At 70.9% G+C, this 25,414-nt stretch carries 28 protein-coding genes; 14 read left to right on the top strand and 14 right to left on the bottom strand.

Annotation, left to right across the window (positions count from 1 at the left end):
• Window positions 1–20 precede the first annotated feature (20 nt).
• Window positions 21–506 carry a pyridoxamine 5'-phosphate oxidase family protein gene (locus tag ACZ56E_RS39055; protein ID WP_471221753.1) on the bottom strand — a complete coding sequence of 162 codons (486 nt, stop codon included), beginning with the start codon at window positions 504–506 and terminating at the stop codon, window positions 21–23.
• A 206-nt stretch (window positions 507–712) separates the two neighbouring features.
• On the opposite strand from ACZ56E_RS39055, the gene ACZ56E_RS39050 reads away from it, so the two are divergent.
• Window positions 713–1,357, top strand: coding sequence for a cysteine hydrolase family protein (locus tag ACZ56E_RS39050; protein WP_471221752.1), 645 nt, complete (start codon window positions 713–715; stop codon window positions 1,355–1,357).
• Here ACZ56E_RS39050 and ACZ56E_RS39045 read toward each other — a convergent pair.
• Both ACZ56E_RS39045 and ACZ56E_RS39040 read right to left on the bottom strand, forming a co-directional pair.
• Window positions 1,354–1,842 (bottom strand): Rieske (2Fe-2S) protein, encoded by a 489-nt coding sequence (locus tag ACZ56E_RS39045; protein WP_471221751.1) that lies wholly within the window; start codon window positions 1,840–1,842, stop codon window positions 1,354–1,356. The genes ACZ56E_RS39050 and ACZ56E_RS39045 overlap by 4 nt on opposite strands.
• Window positions 1,843–1,874: 32 nt before the next feature.
• On the bottom strand, window positions 1,875–4,010 hold the full coding sequence (locus ACZ56E_RS39040; protein WP_471221750.1) for a S9 family peptidase: 2,136 nt from the start codon (window positions 4,008–4,010) through the stop codon (window positions 1,875–1,877).
• A gap of 64 nt (window positions 4,011–4,074) precedes the next feature.
• Here ACZ56E_RS39040 and ACZ56E_RS39035 point away from each other — a divergent pair, with 64 nt between their 5' ends.
• From ACZ56E_RS39035 to ung, 6 genes are all read left to right on the top strand, one after another.
• Window positions 4,075–4,869: a HipA family kinase gene (locus tag ACZ56E_RS39035; RefSeq protein WP_471221749.1), complete on the top strand. Its 795-nt coding sequence runs from the start codon at window positions 4,075–4,077 to the stop codon at window positions 4,867–4,869.
• Window positions 4,866–5,288, top strand: a complete 423-nt coding sequence (locus ACZ56E_RS39030; protein WP_468605973.1) for a DUF3037 domain-containing protein — start codon at window positions 4,866–4,868, stop codon at window positions 5,286–5,288. The genes ACZ56E_RS39035 and ACZ56E_RS39030 overlap by 4 nt, the downstream gene beginning before the upstream one ends.
• A gap of 179 nt (window positions 5,289–5,467) precedes the next feature.
• Window positions 5,468–6,229: a 3-oxoacyl-ACP reductase FabG gene (gene fabG, locus ACZ56E_RS39025; RefSeq protein ID WP_398312033.1), complete on the top strand. Its 762-nt coding sequence runs from the start codon at window positions 5,468–5,470 to the stop codon at window positions 6,227–6,229.
• Between the two features lie 24 nt (window positions 6,230–6,253).
• Window positions 6,254–7,009: an SDR family oxidoreductase gene (locus tag ACZ56E_RS39020; protein ID WP_359648644.1), complete on the top strand. Its 756-nt coding sequence runs from the start codon at window positions 6,254–6,256 to the stop codon at window positions 7,007–7,009.
• A gap of 146 nt (window positions 7,010–7,155) precedes the next feature.
• Complete coding sequence (locus ACZ56E_RS39015) at window positions 7,156–8,775, top strand: ABC transporter substrate-binding protein (RefSeq protein ID WP_471221748.1); 1,620 nt, start codon at window positions 7,156–7,158, stop codon at window positions 8,773–8,775.
• A gap of 111 nt (window positions 8,776–8,886) precedes the next feature.
• Complete coding sequence (gene ung / locus ACZ56E_RS39010; protein ID WP_471221747.1) at window positions 8,887–9,570, top strand: uracil-DNA glycosylase; 684 nt, start codon at window positions 8,887–8,889, stop codon at window positions 9,568–9,570.
• Window positions 9,571–9,572: 2 nt separating this feature from the next.
• On the opposite strand, the gene ACZ56E_RS39005 is transcribed toward ung, so the two are convergent.
• Entirely contained in the window at window positions 9,573–10,007 is a 435-nt protein-coding gene (locus ACZ56E_RS39005; protein ID WP_471221746.1) for a DUF3224 domain-containing protein, read from the bottom strand.
• A gap of 104 nt (window positions 10,008–10,111) precedes the next feature.
• On the opposite strand from ACZ56E_RS39005, the gene ACZ56E_RS39000 reads away from it, so the two are divergent.
• Together ACZ56E_RS39000 and ACZ56E_RS38995 are read left to right on the top strand one after the other, a co-directional pair.
• Window positions 10,112–11,074, top strand: a complete 963-nt coding sequence (locus ACZ56E_RS39000) for a helix-turn-helix transcriptional regulator (protein ID WP_471221745.1) — start codon at window positions 10,112–10,114, stop codon at window positions 11,072–11,074.
• Window positions 11,075–11,145: 71 nt separating this feature from the next.
• Window positions 11,146–11,661, top strand: coding sequence for a hypothetical protein (locus tag ACZ56E_RS38995; protein WP_468605963.1), 516 nt, complete (start codon window positions 11,146–11,148; stop codon window positions 11,659–11,661).
• Between the two features lie 20 nt (window positions 11,662–11,681).
• Here the strand turns inward: ACZ56E_RS38995 and ACZ56E_RS38990 are convergent, their stop codons facing one another.
• Window positions 11,682–12,191, bottom strand: a complete 510-nt coding sequence (locus ACZ56E_RS38990) for a hypothetical protein (RefSeq protein WP_471221744.1) — start codon at window positions 12,189–12,191, stop codon at window positions 11,682–11,684.
• Between the two features lie 112 nt (window positions 12,192–12,303).
• Window positions 12,304–12,897, bottom strand: coding sequence for a TetR/AcrR family transcriptional regulator (locus tag ACZ56E_RS38985; RefSeq protein ID WP_471221743.1), 594 nt, complete (start codon window positions 12,895–12,897; stop codon window positions 12,304–12,306).
• A 77-nt stretch (window positions 12,898–12,974) separates the two neighbouring features.
• On the opposite strand from ACZ56E_RS38985, the gene ACZ56E_RS38980 reads away from it, so the two are divergent.
• Together ACZ56E_RS38980 and ACZ56E_RS38975 are read left to right on the top strand one after the other, a co-directional pair.
• Window positions 12,975–14,222 carry an FAD-dependent monooxygenase gene (locus ACZ56E_RS38980; RefSeq protein WP_471221741.1) on the top strand — a complete coding sequence of 416 codons (1,248 nt, stop codon included), beginning with the start codon at window positions 12,975–12,977 and terminating at the stop codon, window positions 14,220–14,222.
• 42 nt (window positions 14,223–14,264) lie between these two features.
• Window positions 14,265–15,170, top strand: coding sequence for a Gfo/Idh/MocA family protein (locus ACZ56E_RS38975; RefSeq protein WP_471221740.1), 906 nt, complete (start codon window positions 14,265–14,267; stop codon window positions 15,168–15,170).
• Here the strand turns inward: ACZ56E_RS38975 and lnt are convergent.
• The 6 genes from lnt to ACZ56E_RS38945 form a co-directional block, all read right to left on the bottom strand.
• Window positions 15,094–16,815 carry an apolipoprotein N-acyltransferase gene (gene lnt, locus ACZ56E_RS38970; RefSeq protein WP_471221739.1) on the bottom strand — a complete coding sequence of 574 codons (1,722 nt, stop codon included), beginning with the start codon at window positions 16,813–16,815 and terminating at the stop codon, window positions 15,094–15,096. The two genes, ACZ56E_RS38975 and lnt, sit on opposite strands and share 77 nt — an antisense overlap.
• 123 nt (window positions 16,816–16,938) lie before the next feature.
• Window positions 16,939–17,469, bottom strand: a complete 531-nt coding sequence (locus ACZ56E_RS38965) for a nuclear transport factor 2 family protein (protein ID WP_471221738.1) — start codon at window positions 17,467–17,469, stop codon at window positions 16,939–16,941.
• Between the two features lie 121 nt (window positions 17,470–17,590).
• Window positions 17,591–17,770 (bottom strand): hypothetical protein, encoded by a 180-nt coding sequence (locus ACZ56E_RS38960; protein WP_468605950.1) that lies wholly within the window; start codon window positions 17,768–17,770, stop codon window positions 17,591–17,593.
• Window positions 17,771–17,986: 216 nt separating this feature from the next.
• Complete coding sequence (locus ACZ56E_RS38955) at window positions 17,987–18,217, bottom strand: chaplin (RefSeq protein ID WP_468090524.1); 231 nt, start codon at window positions 18,215–18,217, stop codon at window positions 17,987–17,989.
• A 181-nt stretch (window positions 18,218–18,398) separates the two neighbouring features.
• Complete coding sequence (gene tuf / locus ACZ56E_RS38950; protein WP_471221737.1) at window positions 18,399–19,577, bottom strand: elongation factor Tu; 1,179 nt, start codon at window positions 19,575–19,577, stop codon at window positions 18,399–18,401.
• 343 nt (window positions 19,578–19,920) lie between these two features.
• Window positions 19,921–20,631 carry a DNA alkylation repair protein gene (locus ACZ56E_RS38945; RefSeq protein WP_471221736.1) on the bottom strand — a complete coding sequence of 237 codons (711 nt, stop codon included), beginning with the start codon at window positions 20,629–20,631 and terminating at the stop codon, window positions 19,921–19,923.
• Window positions 20,632–20,680: 49 nt separating this feature from the next.
• On the opposite strand from ACZ56E_RS38945, the gene ACZ56E_RS38940 reads away from it, so the two are divergent.
• A complete protein-coding gene (locus ACZ56E_RS38940) occupies window positions 20,681–21,385 on the top strand; it encodes a TVP38/TMEM64 family protein (RefSeq protein ID WP_468605944.1) in 705 nt (234 codons plus the stop codon).
• A 35-nt stretch (window positions 21,386–21,420) separates the two neighbouring features.
• Here the strand turns inward: ACZ56E_RS38940 and ACZ56E_RS38935 are convergent, their stop codons facing one another.
• Complete coding sequence (locus ACZ56E_RS38935) at window positions 21,421–22,590, bottom strand: thiolase family protein (protein WP_471221735.1); 1,170 nt, start codon at window positions 22,588–22,590, stop codon at window positions 21,421–21,423.
• 126 nt (window positions 22,591–22,716) lie between these two features.
• Here ACZ56E_RS38935 and ACZ56E_RS38930 point away from each other — a divergent pair, with 126 nt between their 5' ends.
• Both ACZ56E_RS38930 and ACZ56E_RS38925 read left to right on the top strand, forming a co-directional pair.
• Complete coding sequence (locus ACZ56E_RS38930) at window positions 22,717–23,229, top strand: winged helix-turn-helix transcriptional regulator (protein WP_471221734.1); 513 nt, start codon at window positions 22,717–22,719, stop codon at window positions 23,227–23,229.
• Window positions 23,230–23,355: 126 nt separating this feature from the next.
• On the top strand, window positions 23,356–24,228 hold the full coding sequence (locus tag ACZ56E_RS38925) for an undecaprenyl-diphosphate phosphatase (protein WP_471221733.1): 873 nt from the start codon (window positions 23,356–23,358) through the stop codon (window positions 24,226–24,228).
• A 332-nt stretch (window positions 24,229–24,560) separates the two neighbouring features.
• Here the strand turns inward: ACZ56E_RS38925 and ACZ56E_RS38920 are convergent, their stop codons facing one another.
• A complete protein-coding gene (locus tag ACZ56E_RS38920; protein ID WP_471221732.1) occupies window positions 24,561–24,833 on the bottom strand; it encodes a GNAT family N-acetyltransferase in 273 nt (90 codons plus the stop codon).
• Window positions 24,834–25,414 lie beyond the last annotated feature (581 nt).

Genomic DNA, 25,414 nt, shown 5'->3' with positions numbered 1-25,414 from the left:
GACTGGGTAGCTTCCTTGGGTTAGTGGGTTCCTGACCGGCCGGCTGGGGCCAGCTTGCGGAAGTCCCACGAAGCCACGGCATCCGGTGTCAGACGTGCCCAGGCGTGGCGGCCGTCGTGCGGCATCTCGGACATGCCGAAGATCTTCTGCGCGAACAGCCGCTCCGGAGCGACGAGTTCAGGGCGCGGATCACCCTTGCGCGGGCACTCGCCGACGAAGTCCACCGTGCCCGACAGCTCCACACCGCGCAGCTCGCCGTACTCCTCCCCGGCGTCGACCACCACGGCGATCCGCGGATCCTTGCGCAGGTCGGCCCAGCGCTTGCTGCGGGTGATCGAGTACAGCCACAGCGATGTGCCGTCCCAGGCGAACCAGAGCGGGCTGGCGTGCGGGGCACCGTCCTGGGACACGGTCGCCACCCGGCACGTGCGCTCCGTGGCGAGGAACGCGTCGAGTTCGTCCGGCGTCATCATGATCCTGCGGCCCCGGCGCTGCGTGGCGGCCATGTGTCCTCCAGCTCAAGGTGTTCGAAGGCGGTCGACGGCCTTCGGAGAGGTACGGCGAGTGCCTGACAGTTGCCTGATTGTGCGTCAGGAAAGAATGGGGGCTCTTCCTTCGTGACGCAATGGCCGTTAGCCTCGCGCGGATTCCGGGCCCAGGAGGCAGGCACCCGGCCGGCCGGCGCCCCGGACGTCCGCGACAAGGGGAAGCCATGCCGTCGTACGAACAGCTGAGGGAACTCCTCGACCCCGCCACCACGGCCCTGCTGACCGTCGAGTGCCAGCAGGGCGTCGTCGGTACGGAGAGCGCCCTGCCCGAACTGGCCGCGGAGGCACGGAAGTCGGGCGCCCTCGCCAACGTCGCCCGGCTGGTGTCCGCGGCGCACCAGAGCGGGGTGCAGGTCCTGCACGCGGTCGCCGAACGGCGGCCCGACGGGCGCGGGGCCAGCCACAACGCCCGGCTGTTCCGGGCCGCCGAACGGCTGCCCGTACAACAGCTCTCGGGCACCGCCGCCGTACGGATCGCGCCGCCGATCGAAGTGGCCGACGAGGACTTCGTCGTACGACGCCTGCACGGCCTGTCACCCATCGCGGGCACCGACGTGGACCCTCTCCTGCGCAACCTCGGCTGCCGCACCCTGCTGGTCACCGGCGTCTCGGCCAATGTGGCGATACCGAACGCCGTGTTCGACGCCGTGAACCTCGGCTACACCGCCGTCGTACCCGCCGACGCCATCGCCGGAGTCCCCTCCGACTACACACCCGCCCTGGTCCGCCACACCCTCGCGCTCGTCGCCACCGTCACCACCACGCAGGACGTGCTCGGCGCCTGGAAGCGGCCCGGCCGCGCCGGCTAGACCAGCTTGATCGAGCCGCCCGCCACGGTGATCTCGGCCGCCGGCAGGGGCTTGGGCGCGGGACCGCCCCGTACGCTGCCGTCCGCGATGTCGAACTTGCTGCCGTGGCAAGGGCAGTTGACGGTGCCGCCCTCGACGCTCGTCACCGGGCACTGCTTGTGGGTGCAGCGGTTGGAGAACGCCTTGAACTCGCCCTTGGTCGGCTGGGTGACCACGATCTGCTCGTCCTTGAAGATCTTGCCGCCGCCCACGGGGATGTCCGACGTCTTGGCCAGCACGGCTCCGCCCGCGCCCGCGCCCGCGTCCGCGTCCGTGTCCGCACCACCGTCGTCACCGCCCTCGGAGGAGCTCTTGTCGTCACCGGACCCGCAGGCGGTGAGGGCGGCGGCGAGGCCCGCGGCGCCGATGGTGGCCATGACCGTGCGGCGGCAGGGAGCGGAGACGGTCTCTTCGGAAGCCGTCGTGCCCGGAAGTGAAGTCGTCATGTCCGGTGATACGGAGCCATGGCCCCCCGTGTTCAAGCGCTCAAGGATTTCCCCAGGAAATCGAGTTCGAGCCGCAGCAGGTTCGCCGTCACCTCGTCCTGGGAGACCAGGTGGCCCGCGCCGGGCAGCGGCAGCACGGTGTGCGGGCGGCCTGCGGCCAGCAGCGCCGCGGAGAAGCGCAGCATGTGCACGGGGAGGACGTTGTCGTCCGCGAGCCCGTGCACCAGCATCAGCGGCCGCTCCAGACGATGCGCGTGCGCGACAAGCGAACAGCGTTCGTACTGGTCGGGCTGGACGTCTGGATGGCCGAGATAGCGCTCCTTCCAGTGCGTGTCGTACAGCCGCAGGTCCGTCGGCGCGGCACCCGCCACCGCCGCGTGGAAGACATCGGGCCGGTGCAGCACGGCGCCCGCCGCGAGATAGCCGCCGAAGGACCAGCCGCGGATGCCCACACGCTCCAGGTCGAGGTCGGGGAACCGCTCGGCGGCGGCGTGCAGCGCGTCCACCTGGTCGTCCAGCACCGGCGTCAGCTGGTCGCCGTGCACGGCCTTCTCCCACGCGTCGCCGCGGCCGGGTGTGCCACGCCCGTCCGTGATCAGCACCGCGTACCCCTGCTCGGCGAACCACTGCGCCACGATCGTCCACCACGCGCGCGCGTGGACCACGAGTTGGATTCCTGGACCCGCGTAAGGGCAGAGCAGGACGGGCAGCTTCGCGGCACCCGGCTCGTGCCAGGAGGGCAGGTACAGCGCGCTCCGCAGCTCCCGCTTTCCGAGGGTGAGATGGCGGGGCCGGGGGACCACCACCGGCTCCTCGGCGAACACCGCGATCCGCCCGACCGGAACGCCCCCGCGCAGCACGGTCACCGTCTGCCCATCGGGAGTCCTGCTGTCGAGGACCACGGTGTCGCCGCCGACGGCCGCGGTGTGCACTCCGGGCCCCTCGCTGATCTGTCGCAGGGTGCCGGTACGGCGCTCGGGGTCGGGCTCGTCGTCCTGGTGGTCGAACGACCAGACGTGCACCTCCGTGGGCTCGAACGAGGCGGTGAACCACACCCGGTCGCCCACGCCGCCCAGTACCTCGCGCACCTGGAGGCCGCGCGGCGTCCTGGTGTTGCCGACCCGCAGGCCTCGCGTGCCGCCGCGCACGTTCCAGTGCGCCACGACCCGCCCGCTCGCCAGACGCAGCGGTACGCCCGGCATCAACTCCAGCCAGGCGGGGTCGGGTCGGTGCCCGACCATCTTCGCACCGCCGGTCGCGGGGTCCACCTCCAGCACGTACAGGGAACGCTGGTCGCGGGTCTGCAGGGTGATCAGCGGACCCTCGGCGTCCCAGCACACCGTGGGGACGTACTCGAAGGCGCCGTCCGTCCACTCTCCGTAGGGGTGGTACTCCGAGACGCGTTCCGGGGTGCGCACCGCGACGCGTGTCCCGTCCATGCGCAGGATGTGCAGCGACGTCTCGGCGTTGGCGGTCCCTGCCGCCGGATAGCGGACCGCGCGAGGCGGCAGGTCGGGCCGTGCCGGATCGGACAGCCACCAGCGTCGCACCCGTGAGGCGTCCACGCGCGCGACGATCAGCGCGTCACTCTCCGGAGACCACCAGAAACCGCGCTGCCTGCCCATCGACTCGGCGGCGACGTGATCGGCGAGACCGTACGTGACGTCGTCGCCCTCGGGCTCCGCGAGCGCCCGGTCACCCGTGCCGTCGACGCCGACGACGCGCAGGGCGCCTCCGGAGACGTACGCGATGACACTCCCGTCGGGCGACGGGCGCGGGTCGACCACCGGGCCCGCCGTGCGGATCCGGCGCGGTGCGCCACCGTCCGTCTCCACCACCCAGAGGGCGCCGCCCAACGCGACAGCGGCCACGCGCGCGTGGTGGTCGGTCGCGAAAGCCACCACTCCTTGTGATGCTTCCCGCGCCCGCTCCCTGCGGATCCGTTCCGCCTCCGGCACCGGTCCCGCCTCGCCCAACGCCGACGGATCGACCAGCAAGCGCTCGGCCCCGTCCTCGTACACCCACAGCCTGCCCACCGGATCGTCGCCGGCGGTGGACCGCACGAACAGCACCCGCTCACCGTCCGGCGAGACCGTGAAGCCGCGTGGCACGCCCAGCGAGAAGCGGCGCGTGCGCGCGAACTGCCGAGGAAGATCAAGGGAGTCCATGCCGGGCACTGTAGACAGCGGGCCACGTGATCGAACAGCGTCGGACCGGCAGTAACCTGGGGCAATGCTCAGCGAAGTCACCGCGGTCCGCTATGTCACGCCCCTACGGGAGGGTGGCTCGCTGCCCGGGGTCGTCGAGGCCGACGACCACGGCACCTACGGAACGTACGTCATCAAGTTCACCGGCGCGGGACAGGGGCGCAAAACGCTCGTCGCCGAGGTGATCTGCGGTGAACTCGCCCGCAGGCTCGGGCTGCGGATGCCGCGGCTCGTCGGCATCCGGCTCGACCCGGTCCTCGGCCTCGGCGAACCCGACGAGCGGGTGCAGGAGCTGCTCAAGGCCAGCGGTGGACTCAACCTCGGCATGGAGTTCCTGTCGCGCGCCCTCGGCTTCGACCCGCTCGCCCACGACGTGGACCCGGCGGAGGCGGGCCGCGTCGTCTGGTTCGACGCCCTGATCAACAACGTGGACCGCTCCTGGCGCAATCCGAACCTGCTCCTGTGGCACGGCGACCTGTGGCTCATCGACCACGGGGCCAGCATGATCTGGCACCACAACTGGCGCACCGCGCAGACCGCCGCCGCCAAGCCGTACGACGCCTCGGACCATGTCCTCGCCCCCTACGGACCCGACGTCGCGGCGGCCGCCGCCGAGCTCGCCCCCCTCGTCACCGAGGAACTGCTCACCGACGTCGTGGCCGAGGTACCCGAGGAGTGGCTGGCGGACGAGCCGGGCTTCGACAGCGCCGACGACGTCCGGCGGGCCTATGTGGCCGCTCTGCTGCCGCGTGCCGCGACCATCCACGAGCGGATCACCCTGCCGGTGACCGAGCCGAAGCAGAAGGGCGCCACCAAGTGACCGAGCAGAACGCGCCCGCACGGGACGGGCGGACCGCGCCCGCACGGGACGTCTTCGAGTACGCGCTGGTGCGCGTCGTGCCGCGTGTGGAGCGCGGCGAGCAGTTCAACGCGGGCGTCCTGGTCTACTGCCGCGCCAAGTCCTTCGTCGCCGCCCGCACCCATCTGGACGAGGCCAAGCTGCTCGCCCTGGACCCGGCGGCGGACGTGGCCGGCATCCGGGCCTCGCTCGGCGCCGTCGAGCGGATCTGCCGGGGCGGCGCGGCCGCGGGGCAGGCCGAGAGCGACGACGCGGGACGGCGTTTCCGCTGGCTGATCGCGCCCCGCTCCACGGTGGTCCAGCCGGGCCCCGTGCACACCGGCCTGACGGCGGATCCCGAGGCCGAGGTGAACCGTCTCCTCGACCTGTTGGTGAGGTAAAGCGGCATGGCTCTCCTGGTTGCCGTTGACACCCGGTGCCAGGGCTTCTAGCGTCTCGTCCAGCTGAAGGTACTAAGCGGTCGCTCACCATCGGGGCGTACCGTGGAGCCGCATCCCGTAGAGCCACACCTGTAGAGCCACATCCGTAGAGCCGCATCCCAAGGGCGAGGAGAACCAGCATGTCCACCACTGAGCAGCGCGTCGCTGTCGTGACCGGTGCAGCGCGAGGCATCGGCGCGGCGACCGCCGTACGTCTTGCCGCCGAGGGCCGCGCCGTGGCCGTCATCGACCTCGACGAGGCCGCCTGCAAGGACACCGTCGCGCAGATCACCGCGGCCGGTGGCAGGGCGATCGCCGTCGGCTGCGACGTGTCCGACGAGGCGCAGGTCGAGGCCGCAGTCGCCCGCATCGCCGAGGAGCTCGGCGGGCCGACGATCCTCGTCAACAACGCCGGTGTGCTCCGCGACAACCTCCTCTTCAAGATGAGCGCGAGCGACTGGGACACGGTCATGAACGTGCACCTGCGCGGCGCCTTCCTGATGTCGAAGGCCTGCCAGAAGCACATGGTGGACGCGGGCTTCGGCCGTATCGTCAACCTCTCCTCGTCCTCCGCGCTCGGCAACCGCGGACAGGTCAACTACGCCGCCGCCAAGGCCGGTCTGCAGGGCTTCACCAAGACCCTCGCCAAGGAGCTCGGCAAGTTCGGCGTCACCGCCAACTCCGTCGCCCCCGGCTTCATCGTCACCGAGATGACGAAGGCCACCGCGGACCGCGTCGGCATGGGCTTCGAGGAGTTCCAGGCCGCGGCCGCCACCCAGATCCCGGTCCAGCGCGTCGGCCGCCCCGAGGACATCGCCAACGCCATCGCCTTCTTCACGGGTGACGCCGCGGGCTTCGTCTCCGGACAGGTCATGTACGTCGCCGGCGGCCCGCTCAACTGACCCGGAAGCTGGAAGGCAGGGATCATGGCTGTGCAGGACAGCGGGAAGGCCGCGCTCATCACGGGCGCGAGCCGCGGCATCGGATACGGCATCGCCGAGGCGCTGGTCGCCCGCGGCGACCGGGTCTGCATCACCGGGCGCAACGAGGACGCCCTCAAGGAAGCCGTCGAGAAGCTCGGCTCCGACCGGGTCATCGGCGTCGCGGGCAAGGCCCACGACGAGGCGCACCAGGCGGTCGCCGTCGAGCGCACGATGGAGGCGTTCGGCCGCGTCGACTTCCTGATCAACAACGCGGGCACCAACCCGGTCTTCGGGCCGATGGCCGACCTCGATCTGAACGTGGCGCGCAAGGTGTTCGAGACCAACGTCATCTCGGCGCTCGGCTTCGCCCAGCGCACGTGGAAGGCCTGGCAGAGCGAGAACGGGGGCGCGATCGTGAACATCGCCTCCGTCGCCGGGGTCTCCGCCTCGCCGTTCATCGGCGCGTACGGGATGAGCAAGGCCGCCATGGTCAACCTCACCCTGCAGCTGGCGCACGAGTTCGCGCCGATGGTGCGCGTGAACTCCATCGCGCCCGCGGTCGTCAAGACCAAGTTCGCCCAGGCGCTGTACGAGGGCCGCGAGGCGGAGGCGGCCGCCTCCTACCCGCTCGGCCGGCTCGGCGTGCCGGAGGACATCGGGGGCGCGGCCGCGTTCCTCACGTCCGCCCAGTCCGACTGGATCACGGGCCAGACACTCGTGGTCGATGGCGGCATCTTCCTCAATGCGGGCGTCGGCTGACGAAGGCCGCACACCCGTCGAGTGCGCCGTCTACACCGCTTTCAGTGACATACGCGCGCATCAAGTGCCCTGTCGGCGCCGAGACTTGGCCCGGCGGGGCACTGCGATATTGTCTCCCGATTCCATGGCATGGCCGATCGAGGAGCGTGCGCGTGTTCAGTGAAGTCCCCCCTGCCAAGCGGACCCGGGGTCTGCGCCCGGCGGCGGCGATCGCGTCCATATCCCTGCTCGCCGGCTGTGGGGTGTTCTCGTCCGAGGGGTCGGACGAAGAGGAGCAGATCACCGTCGGCACGATGAGCGCGCCGACCACCTTGGATCCGGCGAAGGCCTGGGACAGCTCGTGGGAGCTCTACAGGAACGTCTTTCAGACGCTGCTCAGCTTCCCCTCGGGGGCCACCGAGCCCGAGCCGGACGCCGCGGAGTCCTGTGGGTTCAGCGACGCCTCCAACACGGTCTTCACCTGTGAGCTGCGGGAGGGCCTGCGGTTCTCCGACGGCGACGAGCTGGACGCGGCGGCCGTGAAGTACTCCTTCGACCGCATGCTGACCCTCGACGCCAAGAAGGTGGTGAAGGGCGGTCCCGCCGGTCTCCTCGGCTCGCTCGCCAAGATCGAGACGAAGGGCGACCGGACCATCGTCTTCCGCCTCAAGAAGGCGGACGCCACCTTCCCGTTCGTGCTCGCGACACCGGCCATGTCGATCGTCGACCCCGCCGAGTACCCGGCGGACAAGCTCCGGGAGGGCAACGAGGTCACCGGCTCCGGGCCGTACACCCTGGAGGCGTACACACCGAACGACAAGGCCGAGCTGGTCAAGAACGACCACTACAAGGGCGCCGCCGACGTCAAGAACGACGCCGTGACCATCCGCTACTTCAAGAAGTCGTCGGCCATGGTCGACGCCCTCAAGAACAAGCAGATCGACGTCACCTTCCGAGGTCTGGCCTCCGAGGACATCGTCGCCATGCAGGGCAGGGGCAGACGCGAACAGGACATCGAGCTCGTCGAGGGCTCGGGCACCGAGATCCGCTACCTGGTCTTCAACACCAAGGACCCGTGGGCGCGGAAGCTCCCGGTCCGGCAGGCCTTCGCGCAGCTCGTCGACCGCGGGGCCATCGCCCACAAGATCTACAAGGACACCGTCGAACCGCTGTACTCCATGGTCCCCAGGGGCCTCACGGGCCACGCCACCGGGTTCTTCGACGACTACGGAAACCCCAGCGCGGCCAAGGCCAGGAAGATCCTCACCGACGCCGGCATCCACCAGCCGGTGCCGCTCACCCTCTGGTACACCACCGACCGGTACGGCTCGGCGACCGAGCCGGAGTTCGCCGAGCTCAAGCGGCAGCTGGAGGCCTCGGGCCTGTTCAAGATCACACTGAAGAGCCGTCCCTGGACCGAGTTCCAGGAGGGGTACAGCAAGGGCGAGTACCCGGTCTTCGGGCGCGGCTGGTTCCCCGACTTCCCCGACGCGGACAACTTCATCGCGCCGTTCGTCGGCTCCAAGAACGTGCTCAACACGCCCTACCCGTCGAAGGAGATCACCGACGAGGTGCTGCCGCGCCAGCGCAGGGAGGCCGACCGCGGCGCGGTGATCGACGAGTTCGAGCGGGCCCAGGAGATCCTCGTCGACGACGTCAGGCTGCTGCCGCTGTGGCAGGGCAAGCAGTACATCATGGCGAGCGAGGAGATCGCGGGCGGCGAGCGCGCACTGGACCCCTCGGCGATCATGATGATGTGGGAGCTGCAGCGCAAGACCAGCTGGTAGCGGGGGCGGGGCGCGGGGGTACGGGGGCGTCGGTCGACCGGGGCGGTCGATTGTCAGTGCTCGCCGGTAGGTTCTGTGGTGAGAAGTGACCGCACACCGGAGGTTGTTGACGTGACCGACATCGCCATGCTGCCCGCGTCCTGGCGCGGAGTCCTCGGCGAGGAGCTCCAGAAGCCCTACTTCAAAGAGCTCACCGAGTTCGTCGAGCAGGAGCGGGCGAAGGGCCCCGTCTACCCTCCGCGCGAGGAGGTCTTCGCCGCCCTGGACGCGACGCCGTTCGACCAGGTCAAGGTCCTGGTGCTGGGCCAGGACCCGTATCACGGCGAGGGGCAGGGGCACGGCCTGTGCTTCTCCGTGCGCCCCGGTGTGAAGACCCCGCCCTCCCTGCGGAACATCTACAAGGAGATGAAGGAGGAGCTCGGCCACCCCGTGCCCGACAACGGCTATCTGATGCCCTGGGCCCAGCAGGGCGTCCTCCTGCTGAACGCGGTCCTGACGGTCCGCGCCGGTGAGGCCAATTCCCACAAGGGCAAGGGCTGGGAGAAGTTCACGGACGCGGTGATCCGGGCGGTGGCCGAGCGCCCCGACCCCGCCGTCTTCGTCCTGTGGGGGAACTACGCGCAGAAGAAGCTCCCGCTCATCGACGAGGAGCGGCACGCCGTGGTGAAGGGTGCGCACCCCTCGCCGCTCTCCGCGAAGAGGTTCTTCGGCTCGCACCCCTTCACGCAGATCAACGAAGCGGTCGCCGCGCAGGGCCACGAGCCGATCGACTGGCGGATCCCGGACATGGGGTGACGTCAGCCCGCTAGGGCAGGGACGTCATAGGCGAGGGAGTACGGGGTGGTGGACTGCCCGCTCCGTGCGGTGAACGAGCCGGTTCCGGTGAGCCCGGCGAGGTCCCCGGTGCCCGAGCCGGGCAGCACGGTGATGGAACACTCGATGGTTCCGTCGGCACCGAAGGAACCGCGCTGCTCGATCACGAAGGAGCCCGTGCGGCCGTCGAGCGTCCCGTCCACGAACTCGTAACCGACGAAGGCACCGACCGTCTCGCTCGTGTACGCGATGGTGTACTCGCAGGAGGTGCCCGTCGCCTCGACGGCGCCGGTGTAGTCGTTGGCGACGGTGGCGTGCGCGATGCGTGCGCCACCGTCCGCGCCGGCGACGGGACGCTCGTCCCAGCCGGCGAAGGTGAAGGTGCCGGTGGCCGTGCCGGTGGTGTGCTGCGTGGTCATGGTTCTCCTCGACGGTAGGGCCCCACCTGCATGGGGGCGCCGTGCGAAGGACACTGCCAGCCGTACCTGACACCTTCTGTCAGGTACTGAGGCAGAATGATCGCGTGCGCGCCGACCGGCTCCTGGCCCTTCTCCTGCTGCTCCAGAACCGTGGACGCATGACCGCGCCGGAGCTCGCGGAAGAGCTGGAGGTCTCGGTCAGGACCGTCTACCGGGACGCGGAGGCACTCGCCGCCTCCGGAGTGCCCGTCTACGCGGAGCGAGGCCCCGCAGGCGGCTTCCGGCTCCTCGACGGCTACCGCACCCGGCTGACGGGGCTCACCGACGACGAGGCCGATTCGCTGGCCCTCGCCGGGATGCCGGGGGCCGCCGCCGAGCTCGGCCTGGGCGCCGAACTGGCCACAGCGCAGCTGAAATTGGCGGCAGCACTGCCCTCCGGCCTTGGGGAGCGGTCGCGGCGCATCCAGGAGCGCTTCCACCTCGACGCGGCCGCCTGGTTCCGTACGGCGGAGCCGGCCCCGCTGCTCGCCGTGGTCGCCGACGCGGTGTGGCGGCAGCGGGTGCTGCGGGCCCATTACCGGCGCTGGGGAGGCGAAGTCCGGCGTGTGCTCCACCCTTTGGGACTGGTCCTCAAGGCGGGCAACTGGTACCTGGCCGCGGCGGCCGACGGCGATGTGCGGACGTACAGGGTGTCGCGGTTCCTGGCGGCGACGGTGACGGGGGAGCCCTGCGAGCGCCCGGACGACTTCGACCTCGCGGCGTACTGGGAGGCGTCGTCGCGCGGCCTCGAAGCGCGGGTGCTGCGGGGCACGGCGCGGCTGAGGGTCTCCCCGGCGGGGCGACGGCTGCTGCCCGCCATGTTCGGGAGCGCGGGGGAGCGGGCCGTGGAGGGCGCGGGCGAGGCGGACGCCGACGGCTGGGCCGAGGTCGACCTCGACGTGGAGGAACTGCCGGTGGCGGTCGGTGACATCCTCCGGCTCGGCCTGGACGCGGAGGTGCTCGGCCCGCCCGAGCTCCGCGCCGAGGTGGCGAGGAGCGTCACCGGGCTGGCCCAGCGGTACGCGTGAGCACCCCGCGTCCGAACGTGCCTGACCGCGATTGTCAGTGGTGGCCGCTAGCGTCGTGAGGGATGGGGGCGATGGCAGGCACGACCACGGAGGATCCGTTGACGGAGCAGCAGGAGCACACGGCGGAAGACGCGATGATGACGCGGATCGGGCAGGCGGTCATGCTGCATCACGGCGGCGACCGCGAGGAGGCACAGGACCGCTTCCTCGGCCTCTGGGGGGAGATCGGCGAGACCGGCGACGCGCTGCACCGCTGCACCCTCGCGCACTACATGGCGGACACGCAGGCCGACCCTTCGGACGAACTGGCGTGGGACCTCCGGGCGTTGTCGGCGGCGCACGAGCTCACCGACGAGCGGCTGAGCGAACACCACCAGTCGCTGGCGGTGCGCGGTTTCTACCCCTCCCTGCACCTGAACCTCGCCGCGGACTACGTGAAGCTGGGCCGCCCGGAAGCGGCCCGCAGCCATCTGCGCAGGGCGCGCGGTGCGGTGGGCGCGCTGGAGGACGACGGCTACGGCAGAGGCATCAAGGAGGCCATCGCCCGACTGGAGGGGGAGGTGGGGGAGGGGAGCGAGGAGGAGTAAGGGGGTGCAGGGGCGCGGACTCAACGGCCATACGTACCGCGGCAGATGATGGCTTGAGGGCTGTGCGGATCCCAGTTGCCGTACGCCTCGCCGAGTGCGCAGACGTCCGTGCCCGGCGCGACGGGAGCCGTGGTCGGGGCGGGGCGGCGGGCTCCCGCGTCGGGCCGAGCGGGGGCAGGCTTGCGTACTGGCGCTGCGGGCGTGGACGGGGGCGCCGGTGCCGGGCGGTCGTGGCTGTGCGGCGGTCCGGGAGGCTCGGTCCCGGCTTCGGCCTGCCAGGAGGAGGCCTGCCGGGGAGAGGGGCGCCGGGGCGGGCCCATGCGCTCCAGCGCCTCCCGGGCCGGGGCCTGCACGAGGTGGGGCCGGTTCTTCCCGTCGGTGCGGGGCGCGGGCGGCGGGCCGGTGACCGCGGAGGGGGCGGCCCCCTCGGGCTGCTCGACGCTCATGCAGCCGGAGACGGCGGCCGAGACGGCGACGGAGACAAGGAGCGCGGCGGCGGTGGCGGCGGTGGTGGTCGTCGGTCGAGGCACCCGCACAACCATGGTGCGCCCGGCGCACGTTGGGAGTGAAATCCGTGAGGTTGCCCCGCACGGGTGAAGGAGTGACGGGGGTGACCCGCCGCTCCACGTCACCCGTCACCCGTCACCCGTCCAGCATCCCCCGCAACAGTTCCCCCACGCTGCTCCGCAGCTCCTCCTGGGTCGGTGTCGCGGCATGGTGTGAACCCGCCACGCACGAGAACATCAGGCCGTCGCACCACGCCACCAGGGAGAGGGTGTGGCGTTCGGGGTCGGTGGAGCCCGCGGCGTGGAGCAGGGACTTCAGGGGCTCTCTGAACTGGGCACCCGTGGCGTCGTAGTAGGCGCGCAGCTCCGGCCTGCGGGTGGCTTCGAGGGCCAATTCATAGCGGGATACGAGGAGTTGGCGCTGGTCGCCGGTCAGGTACCGGTGCAGGGCCAGGGCCAGGCCCGCGGCCAGGTGTTCGCGGCCGGCCGCCGGGTCCGGGAGCCCGGTGGGGGTCAGCACCTCCGCCTCGCGTTCGGCCTGCCGCCGTACCGCCGCCTCCAGGAGGGCGAGCCGGGTGCGCGCGTGGTTGGACGTGGAGCCCTGGGGCAGCCCCGCCGCCTCGTCGACGGCCCGGTGGGTGAGGCCGCGCATGCCGCGTTCGGCGAGCAGGGCGAGGGCGGTGTCGGCGATGAGTTCGGTGCGGGAGGCCCCCGCGCTGCGTACGGACATGACGGAAACACTACCTCGCTCACTACAGGTGTAGTACGGTCATCCCCTCGTTCACTACAGTTGTAGTTGGAGGCGCCATGAAGCAGCAGCCCAGCGCGGTCGTCATCGGTGGCGGCATCGGCGGACTCGGCGCGGCCATCGGTCTGCACGAGTCCGGGTGGAGCGTCACCGTCCTCGAACGCGCCGCTTCCCTGGAGCCCGTCGGCTCCGGCATCGGCCTCGCCCCCAACGGCCAGCGCGCCCTGGACGTCCTGGGCCTCGGCGACCGGGTCCGCGCCCTCGCCGCCTGGCAGGGCGACGGCGGTATGCGCGCCCGGAGCGGCCGCTGGCTGGTGCGCACGAGCGCGGCCGAGGCGGAGGCGGCGTACGGCGGCAGCCTGGTCATGCTGCACCGCGCCACCCTCGTCGACCTCCTGGTGTCGGCACTGCCAGCGAAAGCGCTGCGCACCGGCACGCGCGCCCGCCTTACGGACCCCGGCGCCGCCGACCGCCGCGCCCTCGTCACCACCGACGAGGGGGAGGCCATCGAGGCGGATCTCGTCGTAGGAGCCGACGGCATCGACTCCGCCGTGCGCACGGCCCTCTTCCCCGCCCACCCCCGGCCCGTGTACGCGGGCTTCACCGCTTGGCGGTTCGTCATACCCGCGCCCGACGAGCCCTTCACGCCGCACGAGACCTGGGGTCGCGGCGGCGTATGGGGCACCCATCCGCTGCGGGACGGCCGGGTGTACGCGTACGCCACCGCCCGGCTGCCCGAAGGGGGCAGGGCGCCCGACAGCGAGAAGGCCGAGCTGGAGCGCCGCTTCGCCGACTGGCACGACCCGATCCCCGGCCTGATCGCCGCCGCCAGGAACGAGGACATCCTGCGCAACGACGTACGACACCTGACGACGCCGCTCCCCGCGTACCACCGCGGCCGCGTCGCCCTCGTCGGCGACGCCGCGCACGCGATGACGCCGAGCCTCGGTCAGGGCGGCAACCAGGCCATCGAGGACGCCGTCGTCCTCACGCACCACATGGCGCCGGGCGGCGACCTCGCCGCCGGCCTCGCCGGCTACAGCGCGGCCCGGGTCCCCCGCACCACGGAGATCGTCCGGCGTGCCGCACGGGCCGCCCGTGTCACGCACCTCCACAGCGCCCCACTCATTGCCATGCGCAATACCGCCATCTCGGCGGCGACGCGGCTCGGCCCGAACTTCATTCTGCGCGGCTTCTCCTCCATCGCCGACTGGTGTCCCCCGCAGGCCCCGTATGCTGCGGGAACGGCGACCGCGGCCCCCGGGCGGAGCACGGAGGCGACGGTTCGCGAGCCAGCACAGCGGTAGACCAGGCCAGTGTCAGTGGTGGTGGTCGGTAGGGAGACAGTGGTGAAGATCGGCTGCATCGGACTCGGCGACATCGCGCAAAAGGCGTATCTGCCGGTCCTCACCACCCAGCCCGGGGTCGAACTGCACCTGCAGACGCGTACGCCCGCGACCCTCGCCCGGGTCGCCGACGTCCACCACATCCCGGAATCCCGCCGCCACACCGATCTGGACGCCCTGCTCGCCCAGGATCTCGACGCCGCCTTCGTGCACGCGCCGACCGCCGTACACCCGGAGATCGTCACGCGCCTCGTCGAAGCGGGCGTGCCGACCTACGTCGACAAGCCCATCGCGTACGAACTCGCCGACTCCGAACGCCTCGTGCGCCTCGCCGAGGAGCGCGGGGTGAGCCTCGCCGTCGGCTTCAACCGCCGTTACGCGCCCGGTTACGCGCAGTGCGTCGAGCACCCGCGCGAGGTGATCCTGCTGCAGAAGAACCGGGTGGGCCTGCCCGAGGACCCGCGCACGCTCGTGCTCGACGACTTCATCCACGTCGTGGACACCCTGCGCTTCCTGGCGCCGGGGCCGGTCGACGACGTCACGGTGCGTTCCCGCGTCGAGGACGGGCTCATGCACCACGTGGTGGTGCAGCTGGCCGGCGACGGGTTCGTCGCGATCGGCATGATGAACCGGCTCAGCGGCTCCTCCGAGGAGATCCTCGAGGTCTCCGGGCAGGACACCAAGCGGCAGGTGATCAACCTCGCCGAGATCGTCGACCACAAGGGCCAGCCCAGTGTGCGGCGGCGCGGCGACTGGGTGCCGGTGGCCCGCCAGCGCGGCATCGAACAGGTGGTGCTCGCCTTCCTCGACGCCGTGCGCGCCGGCAAGGTGCTCAGCGCCCGGGACGCACTGGCGACTCATGAACTGTGCGAGCGCGTGGTCCGTGCCGCTCTGGAGCAGGCCTCCTGACAGCGCGCAGCCCCGCGGCCGCGGCCAGCGCCGCGAGCACGACGAGCGCGGCGTGCACGGGCCAGTCGCCCCACTTCACGTAGGCCGTTTCGCCCTTGCCCAGCGGTACGTCGTACACCGCCGCGGCGCTCGCCGACGTGCCGAGCGGGCTGCCGACGCGTGAGCCGTCCGGGGCGTGGACCGCGGAGACCCCGGTGAGTGTGGCGTGCACCATCGGGCGGCCGGTCTCGGCGGCCCGCACCGCCGCGAGCGACGCGTGCTGGCTGGGCGCCCAACTCGACTGGAACGACGACGTGGCGGACTGGGCCAGCAATAGCTGCGCGCCGTCACGGGTGAGCCGACGGCTCATGTCGGGGAACGCCGACTCGAAGCAGACGAGAGGACCGACGCGCAGGTCGCGTCCGCCGGTGCCGGCACCGGCGCTACCTCCCGTGTTCATCACCACCTGCCGGTCGCCGCGCCTGCGGTCCTCCCCCGCGGCCTTGCCGACGGACGTCGCCCAGCCGAGCAGCGACCGCGCCGGGATGTACTCGCCGAAGGGCACGAGCCGCATCTTGTCGTAGCGGTCGCCGGTCGGCCCGTCCGGGCCCACCAGGACGGAACTCTTGAATATGCCGGGGCGGTCGGAGCGGCGCGCGTCGACGTTCACCATGATGTCCGCGCCGACCTCGCGGGAGAGCGCGGTGATCCGGCGCGCGACGTCCGGCCGGTCGGCCAGGTCGTAGCCGACGCTGCTCTCGCCCCAGACGACGAGGTCCAGATCCCGGCCCACCAGCGTCCGGGTCAGCGCCTCCTCGCGGGCCAGGCGCTTGTCGGCGCTGGCGATACCGTCTTCTATGATGCCCGGCTGCACGACCGCGACGCGGACGTGCCCGGCGGGCTCGGGCCGGGGCGCCCAGGCCCAGACGGCGGAAGTGGCGGTGGCGACGGCGAGAAGTCCGGCGAAGGCGGGGACGACGGGCGTGGCCGGGGTGGCGGACATCGACGCAGGTGAAGCCGACGAAACGGGAGCTGAGGTGTAGGAAGCGTACGAAGCCGACCTGCGCGTCATCGCGGCGACGGCCAAGAGCGCCACCCCCGTGTTCAGAGCCACGACGAACGCACTGATCAGCCACACTCCGCCCACCGAGGCGAGCCGTAGCGCGGGCGTCACCTGCCACTGGCTGGAGCCGAGCAGACCCCACGGTCCGCCCAAGCCCTCCCAGGACCGGACCAGTTCGACCATCAGCCAGCCTGAGGGCAGCACGACGAGTGCGGCCGCGGCACGTCCGGACGTCGGTATTCCGCCGAGGTACCGGCGCACCAGCCAGCCCCAGGGGGCCCACAGCAGGCCGAGCAGCGCGGCGATGACCACCGTGAAGACGTGCAGGCTCGGCAGCAGCCAGTGGTGCACGGCGACCATGAAGCCGAGGCCGCCGAGCCAGCCGTCGAGCGCGGCCCGGCGGGCGGTCGGGGCCGACCTGGCCAGCAGCATCCAGGGCACGAGCGCGACGTACGCGAACCACCACAGCGACGGTGCGGGGAACGCCAGCGCGGGCAGCGCCCCGGCCGTGACGGCGAGGCCGCCGCGCCACCAGCGCGACGCGAGCGTCCGCACGACACGCGGCCTGAGCCGCTCCCACCGGCCGTCGCCGAACTGGTCCATGCAGTGCCTCCCTCGCCCCCGACGCCGGTCGTACTCACGTACCCATCAGTGTGCGCGTCAAAGACGATCTAGGACAGTGGGCCGGAGGGCGGGAGGAAAATCCGGACGGATCTTGAGCGAAGGTCACATGTCGGAGGCCGCCGTCCGCCGCTCCGACTGCTCCGACTGCTCCCGTGAGTCGCTCACCTGGCGCCATTTCTCCGTGACGACCACTTGGCGCAACCGCCATCCACTGGGCGTACGCAGGAACGCGAAGCCGTAACGGCCGCCGCAGACGAAGTCCGGGGCGGTCGACGGCTCGGAGCGCGATGCCGAGTCGGCGCGCTCCGCGAACCGCATGGGATTCACATAGTCGGCCTGTACGTGGACGGTGTCGCCGATGTCCTGGTCCAGCGTGCCGAACTCCAGCTTGCGGTTGGTGATCAGATGCTGGCGCATGGGGAACATCCGCATCGTCTCCGCCAGCCATGCGGCGATCTCGTCGGCTCCTCCTTCGATGCCGCCCGCGGAGCGGTAGTCGGCGCGCCCGCCCGGGGCGAACAGCTGTCGGTAGGCGTCCCAGTCGCCGTCGTCGACGGCCACCGCGTACTCGGTGATGAGGGCATCGACGGCCAACCGGTCGATCACGGCGGCGAGTTCCACGCGCTGCGTCATCGGCTCAGTGTTGGGCACAGGAGGTGTCGCGCCAAGGGGGCGTGCTGCTCGATGTGGGCGGAGTGCTGGTCCGGGCCTGCCTGCCCGCGGCGGCGGCGACCGCGCGGGCGGCCGGCTTCGCCTACGCGGCCTTCACCATCTCCTCGCGGACCGCGGCGGCCCACTCCGTCACCAACTGCTCGTACTCCCGGCGCTGTTCGGCGGAGAGCCGACCGCCGGCGCGCCGCCACAGGCCGCGTATCCGCTCGTTCAGCTCGGCAGAAGACCGCGCGGAACCATGGGTTGGAGGGGTTAAGGGCATGGCGCCAGCCTAAGGGATGACTACGCCATTCGGAACTGTCAGCTACCACACACCTCCACCGCGTGATCACCTCCACGCGTGATCGCCGCCGCACGCGTACGTGCAGACGGCGAGGGAGGCGCTCGACGCGAGCGAGCGCAGCACCGACAGGGAGAGTCGGTGCCGCGCTCGGTCGGACCGCGGTGTCGCGAGGGAACCTTGGTCAGGTGCGTCGGGTCAGTCGTTGACGCACTTGTTGCCGAAGGTCGGGTTGAGCAGGCCGATGATGTCGACGGTGTTGCCGCACGCGTTCACCGGGATGTGCACGGGCACCTGGATGGCGTTGCCGGAGATGACGCCGGGGGAGCTGGTGGCAGCGCCCTGGGCGCCGGCGTCGGCGGTCGCCATACCGGCGGCGCCCATCACGAGGGCGCCGGTGCCCAGCACCACACTCATCGTCTTCTTCATGGTGGTTCTCCTTGATGATTCGTTCAGCTTGCGGGCGCCTGGCCGTGTCGCGCGGCCGGAGCAGCACTCTGTGTGGCACCCGCGAGATCAACGCCGCATCCCACTCATGGACACGCCCGGGCACGCTGATTCAGCCGATGAGCCGCACTGAGCAGCTCTGAACCGCACAGGGCGGCTCCGCTCACGCGACTTCGGTGACCGTCCCCGCGCCGACCGTGCGGCCGCCCTCGCGGATCGCGAAGCCGAGGCCGGTCTCCAGCGGTACGTCGCGGCCCAGCTCGACCGTCATCGTGACCGTGTCGCCGGGGCGGGCCACGGCGGCCTCGCCGAGGTCGACGTCGCCGACCACGTCCGCGGTGCGGATGTAGAACTGCGGCCGGTACCCCGTGGCGATCGGCGTCGTACGGCCGCCTTCGCGCGCCGACAGGACGTACACCTGTGCGGTGAAACGGCGCCGGGGCGTGACGCTGCCGGGCGCCGCGACCACATGGCCGCGTCGTACGGCGTCACGTGGCAGACCGCGCAGCAGCAGCGCCACGTTGTCACCCGCCTGCGCCTCCTCCATCGGCTTGCCGAAGGTCTCCAGGCCGGTGACGACGGTCTCCGTGTCCGCGCCGAGGACCTCCACGCGGTCGCCGAGGCGGACGGTGCCGCGCTCCACGGCGCCGGTGACGACGGTGCCGCGCCCGGTGATGGTCAGCACGTTCTCGACGGAGAGCAGGAACGGCGCGTCGAGATAGCGCTCGGGCATCGGAACGTACGTGTCCACGGCGTCCAGCAGCGCCTCGATCGAGGACGTCCACCGCGGGTCGCCCTCCAGCGCCCTGAGCCCCGAGACCCGTACGACGGGGACCGAGTCCCCTCCGTATCCGTGCGCGGAGAGCAGGTCGCGGACCTCGAGCTCCACGAGGTCGGTGAGCTCCTCGTCCCCGGCGTCGGCTTTGTTGAGGGCGACGACGATGTGGTCGACGCCGACCTGCCGGGCGAGCAGCACGTGCTCGGCGGTCTGCGGCATGATCCCGTCGAGCGCCGACACGACGAGGATCGCCCCGTCCAGCTGCGCCGCGCCGGTGACCATGTTCTTGATGTAGTCCGCGTGGCCCGGCATGTCCACGTGCGCGTAGTGCCTGGTGTCGGTCTCGTACTCGACGTGCGCGATGTTGATGGTGATGCCGCGCTGCGCCTCCTCCGGCGCGCGGTCGATGCGGTCGAAGGAGACGTACTGCGTACTGCTGCCGTCACCGCGCTCGCTCAGGACCTTGGTGATGGCGGCGGTCAGCGTGGTCTTGCCGTGGTCGACGTGGCCCATGGTGCCGATGTTCAGGTGCGGCTTCGTGCGGACGTAGGCGGTCTTGGACATGGTGGTTCCTTCTCCGGAACTCGAAGCTGTTGTCCCGGTCCTGCGGCGTGCGTGGGTGCGGGCGCGCGGACGGGACGGGGACCCCGGGGGCCGGACCGACCCTCCCCCTGTGGGGTCCGCCGGGGTGTCCGGGGAGGGTCAGCTTCGGGTGCCGTCGAAGGCGTAAGGAGCTTCGCATGCGGCGGGTGCGAGGACGGCAGCCTTCGCAGCGCCCGCGACTGCGGGCGTTGCTGCGAGGAAGGCGTACCGGAACATGTGACTGATCCTCACCGAAGGAGACGCGCACGTCGAATGGTTTTCGCAGGCACGTGAACGGCACGCCGGGGAAGACGAGTTGCCTCAGTCAGAGGTTTTTCAGCGCCTCCCGCACCGACAGCGGCGCCAGCCTCCACCGCTCCCGCTCCACGAAGGCGCGTACGGCCTCCGGGTCGGTCTTGGCGTACTCCCGGAGGCACCAGCCGATGGCCTTGCGGAGGAAGAAGTCGGGATGCCCGGACTGGCGTACGCAGTAGGCGAAGAGGCGTTCCGTGTCGGTGGCCGACTTGTACCGGAGCTGGTGGAGGAGGGCGGTGCGGGCCACCCACAGGTCCTCGTCCTCGATCCACTCGTCCATGGCCGTCCGCAGCTCCGGGTCGGCCGAGACCAGCCCGCCGACGATGTGCGCGGCGAGCAGGTCGACCGTGTCCCACCAGGAGCGCGTCGTGATGAGATGCCGGGCGACGGGCAGGAAGCCGGAGGAGCAGCGCTTCACGTGGCGGCGAAGGTAGTCGACGGCGAAGTAGGCGTACTCGCGCTCGGGCAGCTCCCAGCAGCGCAGCGCGATCGCCGTGCAATCCGTCTCATCCGGGCGCGGGGTGCCGGCGAGGACGGCGCGGGACAGGTCGCGGCGCACCGGTGAGGCAAGGCCGAGGAAGGGAGCGATGTCCTTCATGTACGCCCTCATCTGCGCGGCCCGCTCCGGATCGGCCGCTGCCCGGTAGGTCGTGACGAGCCGTTCGAGGACCGTGTCGGCCAGCTCGCTCCGCGGAGCCGTTCCCGGGACTGTGACGCTCATGAGACGCACCATACGGCGATCAGACACATGCGCCGGTTACTCTTCCGGGATGTCCGAGACCATCACCGCCCGCCCGCAGGGCCTCGCCGTGCGCTGCGCCAGAGTGCTGCTCTCGCCGTGGTCGCGGCTGTCCCTGCTGGTGGCGCTGCTGGCCGCGGCGGCCACGTGCGTGCTCGTCTTCGAGCCGCAGCGGCTCCTCTCCGACGGCTGGCCCGCGCAACTGGGCGGCGCCACGGCGGTGGCCCTGTTCGCCGTGGCGTACGGGGCGTGCACCGCCGCGTTCGTGCCGCGGCCGCTGCTCAATCTGGCGGCGGGCGCGCTCTTCGGCTCACAGGCGGGGCTCGGCGCGGCGATCGCCGGCACGGTCTTCGGCGCCGGGATCGCCTTCGGGCTCGGCCGGATGCTGGGCCAGGACGCGCTGCGGCCACTGCTGCGCGGCCGCTGGCTGCAGGCGGCCGACGGCCAGCTCAGCCGGCACGGGTTCCGGTCGATGCTGGCCGTGCGGCTGTTCCCCGGCGTGCCGTTCGCCGCGGCCAACTACTGCGCCGCGGTGTCCCGCATGGGCTGGCTGCCGTTCCTGGTCGCCACGGGCCTGGGGTCGATCCCCAACACGGCGGCGTACGTCATCGCGGGCGCCCGCGCGTCGACGCCGACGTCGCCCGTCTTCCTGATCGCGATGGGGTTCATCGCGGTGACGGGTCTGGGCGGCGCGGCGGTGGCGTGGTTCAAGCGCCACCACTTCCGCGACCGCTGAGAGCCGCGGAGCAAAAGGCCAGGTGGCGGGGCTTCTTACAGCGCTTCCAGGACGGTCGCGTTGGCGAGTCCGCCCGCCTCGCACATCGTCTGCAGGGCGTAGCGCGCGCCGCGTGCGCGCATCGCGTGGACGAGCGTGGTCATCAGCCGGGTGCCGCTGGCCCCGAGCGGGTGGCCGAGGGCGATGGCGCCGCCGTGCACGTTGACCTTCCCGGGGTCGGCGCCGGTCTCCTGCAGCCAGGCGAGGACGACGCTCGCGAAGGCCTCGTTGACTTCGAAGAGGTCGATGTCGTCGAGGGTCAGCGAGGCCTTGCGCAGCACCTTCTCGGTGGCGGGCAGGATGCCGGTGAGCATGAGGAGCGGGTCGGAACCGGTGACGGCGAAGCTGTGCAGCCTGGCGAGCGGGCGCAGGCCGAGCCGGGCGGCGTTCTCGCTGGTGGTGATGAGGACGGCGGACGCGCCGTCGTTGACGGGGCTGGCGTTGCCCGCCGTGACGGACCAGTCGATCTGCGGGAAGCGCTCGCCGAAGTGCGGGTCGTAGTAGGCGGGCTTGAGGCCGGCGAGGACTTCGGGGGTGGTGGTGGGGCGTACGGACTCGTCGCGCGTGAGGCCCGCGATCGGCGCGGTCTCGGCGTCGAACAGACCGTTGTCCCAGGCGCGCGCGGCCCGCTGGTGCGAGGTCGTCGCGAACTCGTCCATCCGCTCGCGCGTGATGGACCACTTGGCGGCGATGAGTTCGGCGCTGATGCCCTGCGGGACCAGGCCTTCCGGATAGCGCTCGGCGATGCCGGGCCCGAACGGGTCGGCCCCCTCGGGCACGTTCGACCACATGGGCACGCGGCTCATCGACTCCACACCGCAGGCGACGGCCATGTCGTACGCGCCCGATATGACGCCCTGAGCCGCGAAGTGCACGGCCTGCTGGGAGGAGCCGCACTGCCGGTCGACGGTGGTCGCGGGCACGGACTCGGGGAAGCCGGCCGACAGGACGGCGTAGCGGGTCGTGTTCATGGCCTGCTCGGCGACCTGGTCGACGGTGCCGCCGATCACGTCGTCGACGAGGGCCGGGTCGATTCCGGTGCGCTCGACGAGGGTGCGCAGGGTGTGGGCGAGGAGTTCGACGGGGTGGACGCCGGCGAGGGCGCCCCGGGGCTTGCCCTTGCCGACGGGGGTGCGTACGGCTTCGACGATGACGGCGTCACGCATGGTCCGGACCTCTTTCGACTGCCGGTGAACCACCGGCGGATACCAGTGAGTAGGAAATCCAAACTCACCATAGACCGGTGAGTTGGAAAAGCAAACCCTCTACTTGCCGCCCCCTAGACTGCCCGCATGAAGGATCCGCGCCCCTGCTCCATCGCCGACGCTCTCGCCCTGGTCGGCGAGAAGTACTCCCTGCTGGTGCTCCGCGAGGTGTGCCTCGGCAACGAGCGCTTCGACCAGCTGGTACGCAACATCGGCGCGCCCCGCGACGTCCTCGCGACGCGCCTGCGCCGCCTCGTCGAAGCGGGCGTCCTGGAGAAGGTGACCTACAGCGAACGCCCGCAGCGCTTCCTCTATCGGCCGACGGCCGCCGGTCTCGAACTGGAGCCCGTCCTGATGACCCTGATGGCCTGGGGCGACCGTCACCTGCGCGGGGGCCGCGGGCGCCCGATGGTCCTCGAACACTCCTGCGGCCACGAACTCGTCCCGGTGGTGACGTGCTCGGCCTGCGGCGAGCCGGTCCGCCACGACGACCTCACCGCGCATCCGCAGGCCCCGGGGTGGACGACGACGGGCCCGACGGCGAGCCCGACGGCGAGCCCGCAGGCACCGTCCCCGGTCGGCCCTCCCACCGTCCCGTAACCCAGGACCGCTACGCTGCCCCCCAACGAGGGACGTGATCACCCCTCCCCTTTCAGCTACGCCCCGCTATGACCGCTTCGACCGCATCCGCGGCCTGATGATCAGTACTTGGACGGCGCAGTTTTCATGTCTTGGCTTGAATCCTTCATCCTCGGGCTCGTCCAGGGACTGACCGAGTTCCTCCCGATCTCCTCCAGCGCGCATCTGCGGCTGACGGCGGCGTTCGCCGGCTGGCACGACCCGGGCGCCGCGTTCACGGCGATCACGCAGATCGGCACCGAGACCGCCGTGCTGATCTATTTCCGCAAGGACATCGCGCGCATCGTGTCGGCGTGGTTCGGCTCGCTCTTCGGCAAGGTGCCGCGCTCGGACCACGACGCGCAGATGGGCTGGCTGGTCATCGTCGGCTCGATCCCGATCGGTGTCCTCGGCGTGACGTTCAAGGACCAGATCGAGGGCCCGTTCCGCGATCTGCGGCTGATCGCCACCACGCTGATCGTGATGGGCATCGTCCTCGGCATCGCCGACCGTCTGGCGGCCCGCGACGAGACGGGCGGCAAGCACCGGGCCGTACGCGAGCGCAAGAGCCTCAAGGAACTCGGCGTCAGGGACGGTCTCATCTTCGGCGTCTGCCAGGCGATGGCCCTGATCCCCGGTGTCTCACGCTCGGGCGCCACCATCAGTGGCGGCCTCCTCATGGGCTACACCCGCGAGGCGGCGGCCCGCTACTCCTTCCTCCTCGCCATCCCCGCAGTCCTCGCCTCCGGCGCCTTCGAACTGAAGGACGCGGGGGAGGGCCATGTCTCCTGGGGCCCGACGATCTTCGCCACGATCATCGCCTTCGTGGTCGGTTACGCGGTCATCGCGTGGTTCATGAAATTCATCACCACGAAGAGCTTCATGCCGTTCGTCTACTACCGGATCGTGCTGGGCATCGTGCTGGTCGTGCTGGTCAGCATGGGCGTGCTGAGCCCGCACGCGGGGGAATCGGCGGGGTGAAACCGGGCCGCACAGGGAGCGCTAACTGGCATTTCCTAGCGCCTGATTGCAGCACCACGCCATGATCATCTCCCACTCATCTCCCACTGGGGAGCCGGGATGAGCCCCTCTAGGACGTGTGCGTCCGCAAAGTAGGGGATGATGCGAAAGGGCCCGCACAGCTGTGCGGGCCCTTTCGCGCAGAGGGTGGAGCGGGTCAGCTGGGGCTCATGTCCGGTCTAGGCCGCGCCCCTCTCCACGAGGAAGTGCAGCCGCTCGTCCACGGTGTCCCAGGCATCGTCGGTGAGGTCGCCCGGCTGTAGGGCCTGTTCCGGAAGTGGACCTGTAGCTGACTACCGACCCGCGCGGGCGCCCGAGGGCGCCGCCCGGTGCGCCTCGTAGATGCCCACATGGTGACGACGGTGCTGGGCGGAGACGGCGAGGATCGTGACCTCACCTTTCTTGCGGGCCGGGTTGACGCTCCACGCCACGTAGCCCGCGATGGCGTCTTCCGCTGCGGCGACGGAGACGTGCGTGTGCCGTTCGGGGGCGTGTAGTTTGGCGACCTGTTTGCGGAAATCGTCGCGCCAGTTGCCGTGCTGAACAGCGAAGACGGTCTCGCCCATCAAGGGGCGGAAGTGAATGCACGGATGAGCACGGAAGTGTGCCCCTCAGGCTGAGGGCTTGATACCCGGGCGGAACACGGACGTCGTTCGGCCTGCTCCCTGCCACAGAATTGGCGGTGAGACGGGCACCTCAGCGAGGTGTACACCGGGCGTCAAAACACTCCATGGCCCGCCTCGTAGCGCCTGGCGTGTACTCCCTCGATCACAGCCACTCATTGATCATCTTCACGAGTCTCGGCAGGCCGGGTGACCTCACGCTTCCCGTCCGGCGGGACGAGATGCATCCTGTGCGATGCGAGCTTCGCGGTCCGCCAACGTGGCGGGAATCAGGGGCCGTCGAGCCGCACTTTGCACCTACCGACCCTGCAGAACAGCCGCCGAAAATGAGCACCCGTCCACTGCACCCAGCGACATCGACTGCTACCGACTGGCATCGAAAGGCGAAACAGGCGCCGTCAGGACGGCTAGCACAACCCCAGACAGCGCGACGTCTCCGCCGAGGGCGACGAGCAGAAGCGGACGCTGGCGCGTGCGCCGGGAACATGCCTCCGGTGACCGGTGCGCGCGCTTGTCGACATCTC

The sequence above is a fragment of the Streptomyces sp. NPDC039480 genome, assembly GCF_055597165.1.
This window is presented reverse-complemented; position numbering and strand designations above follow the sequence as displayed.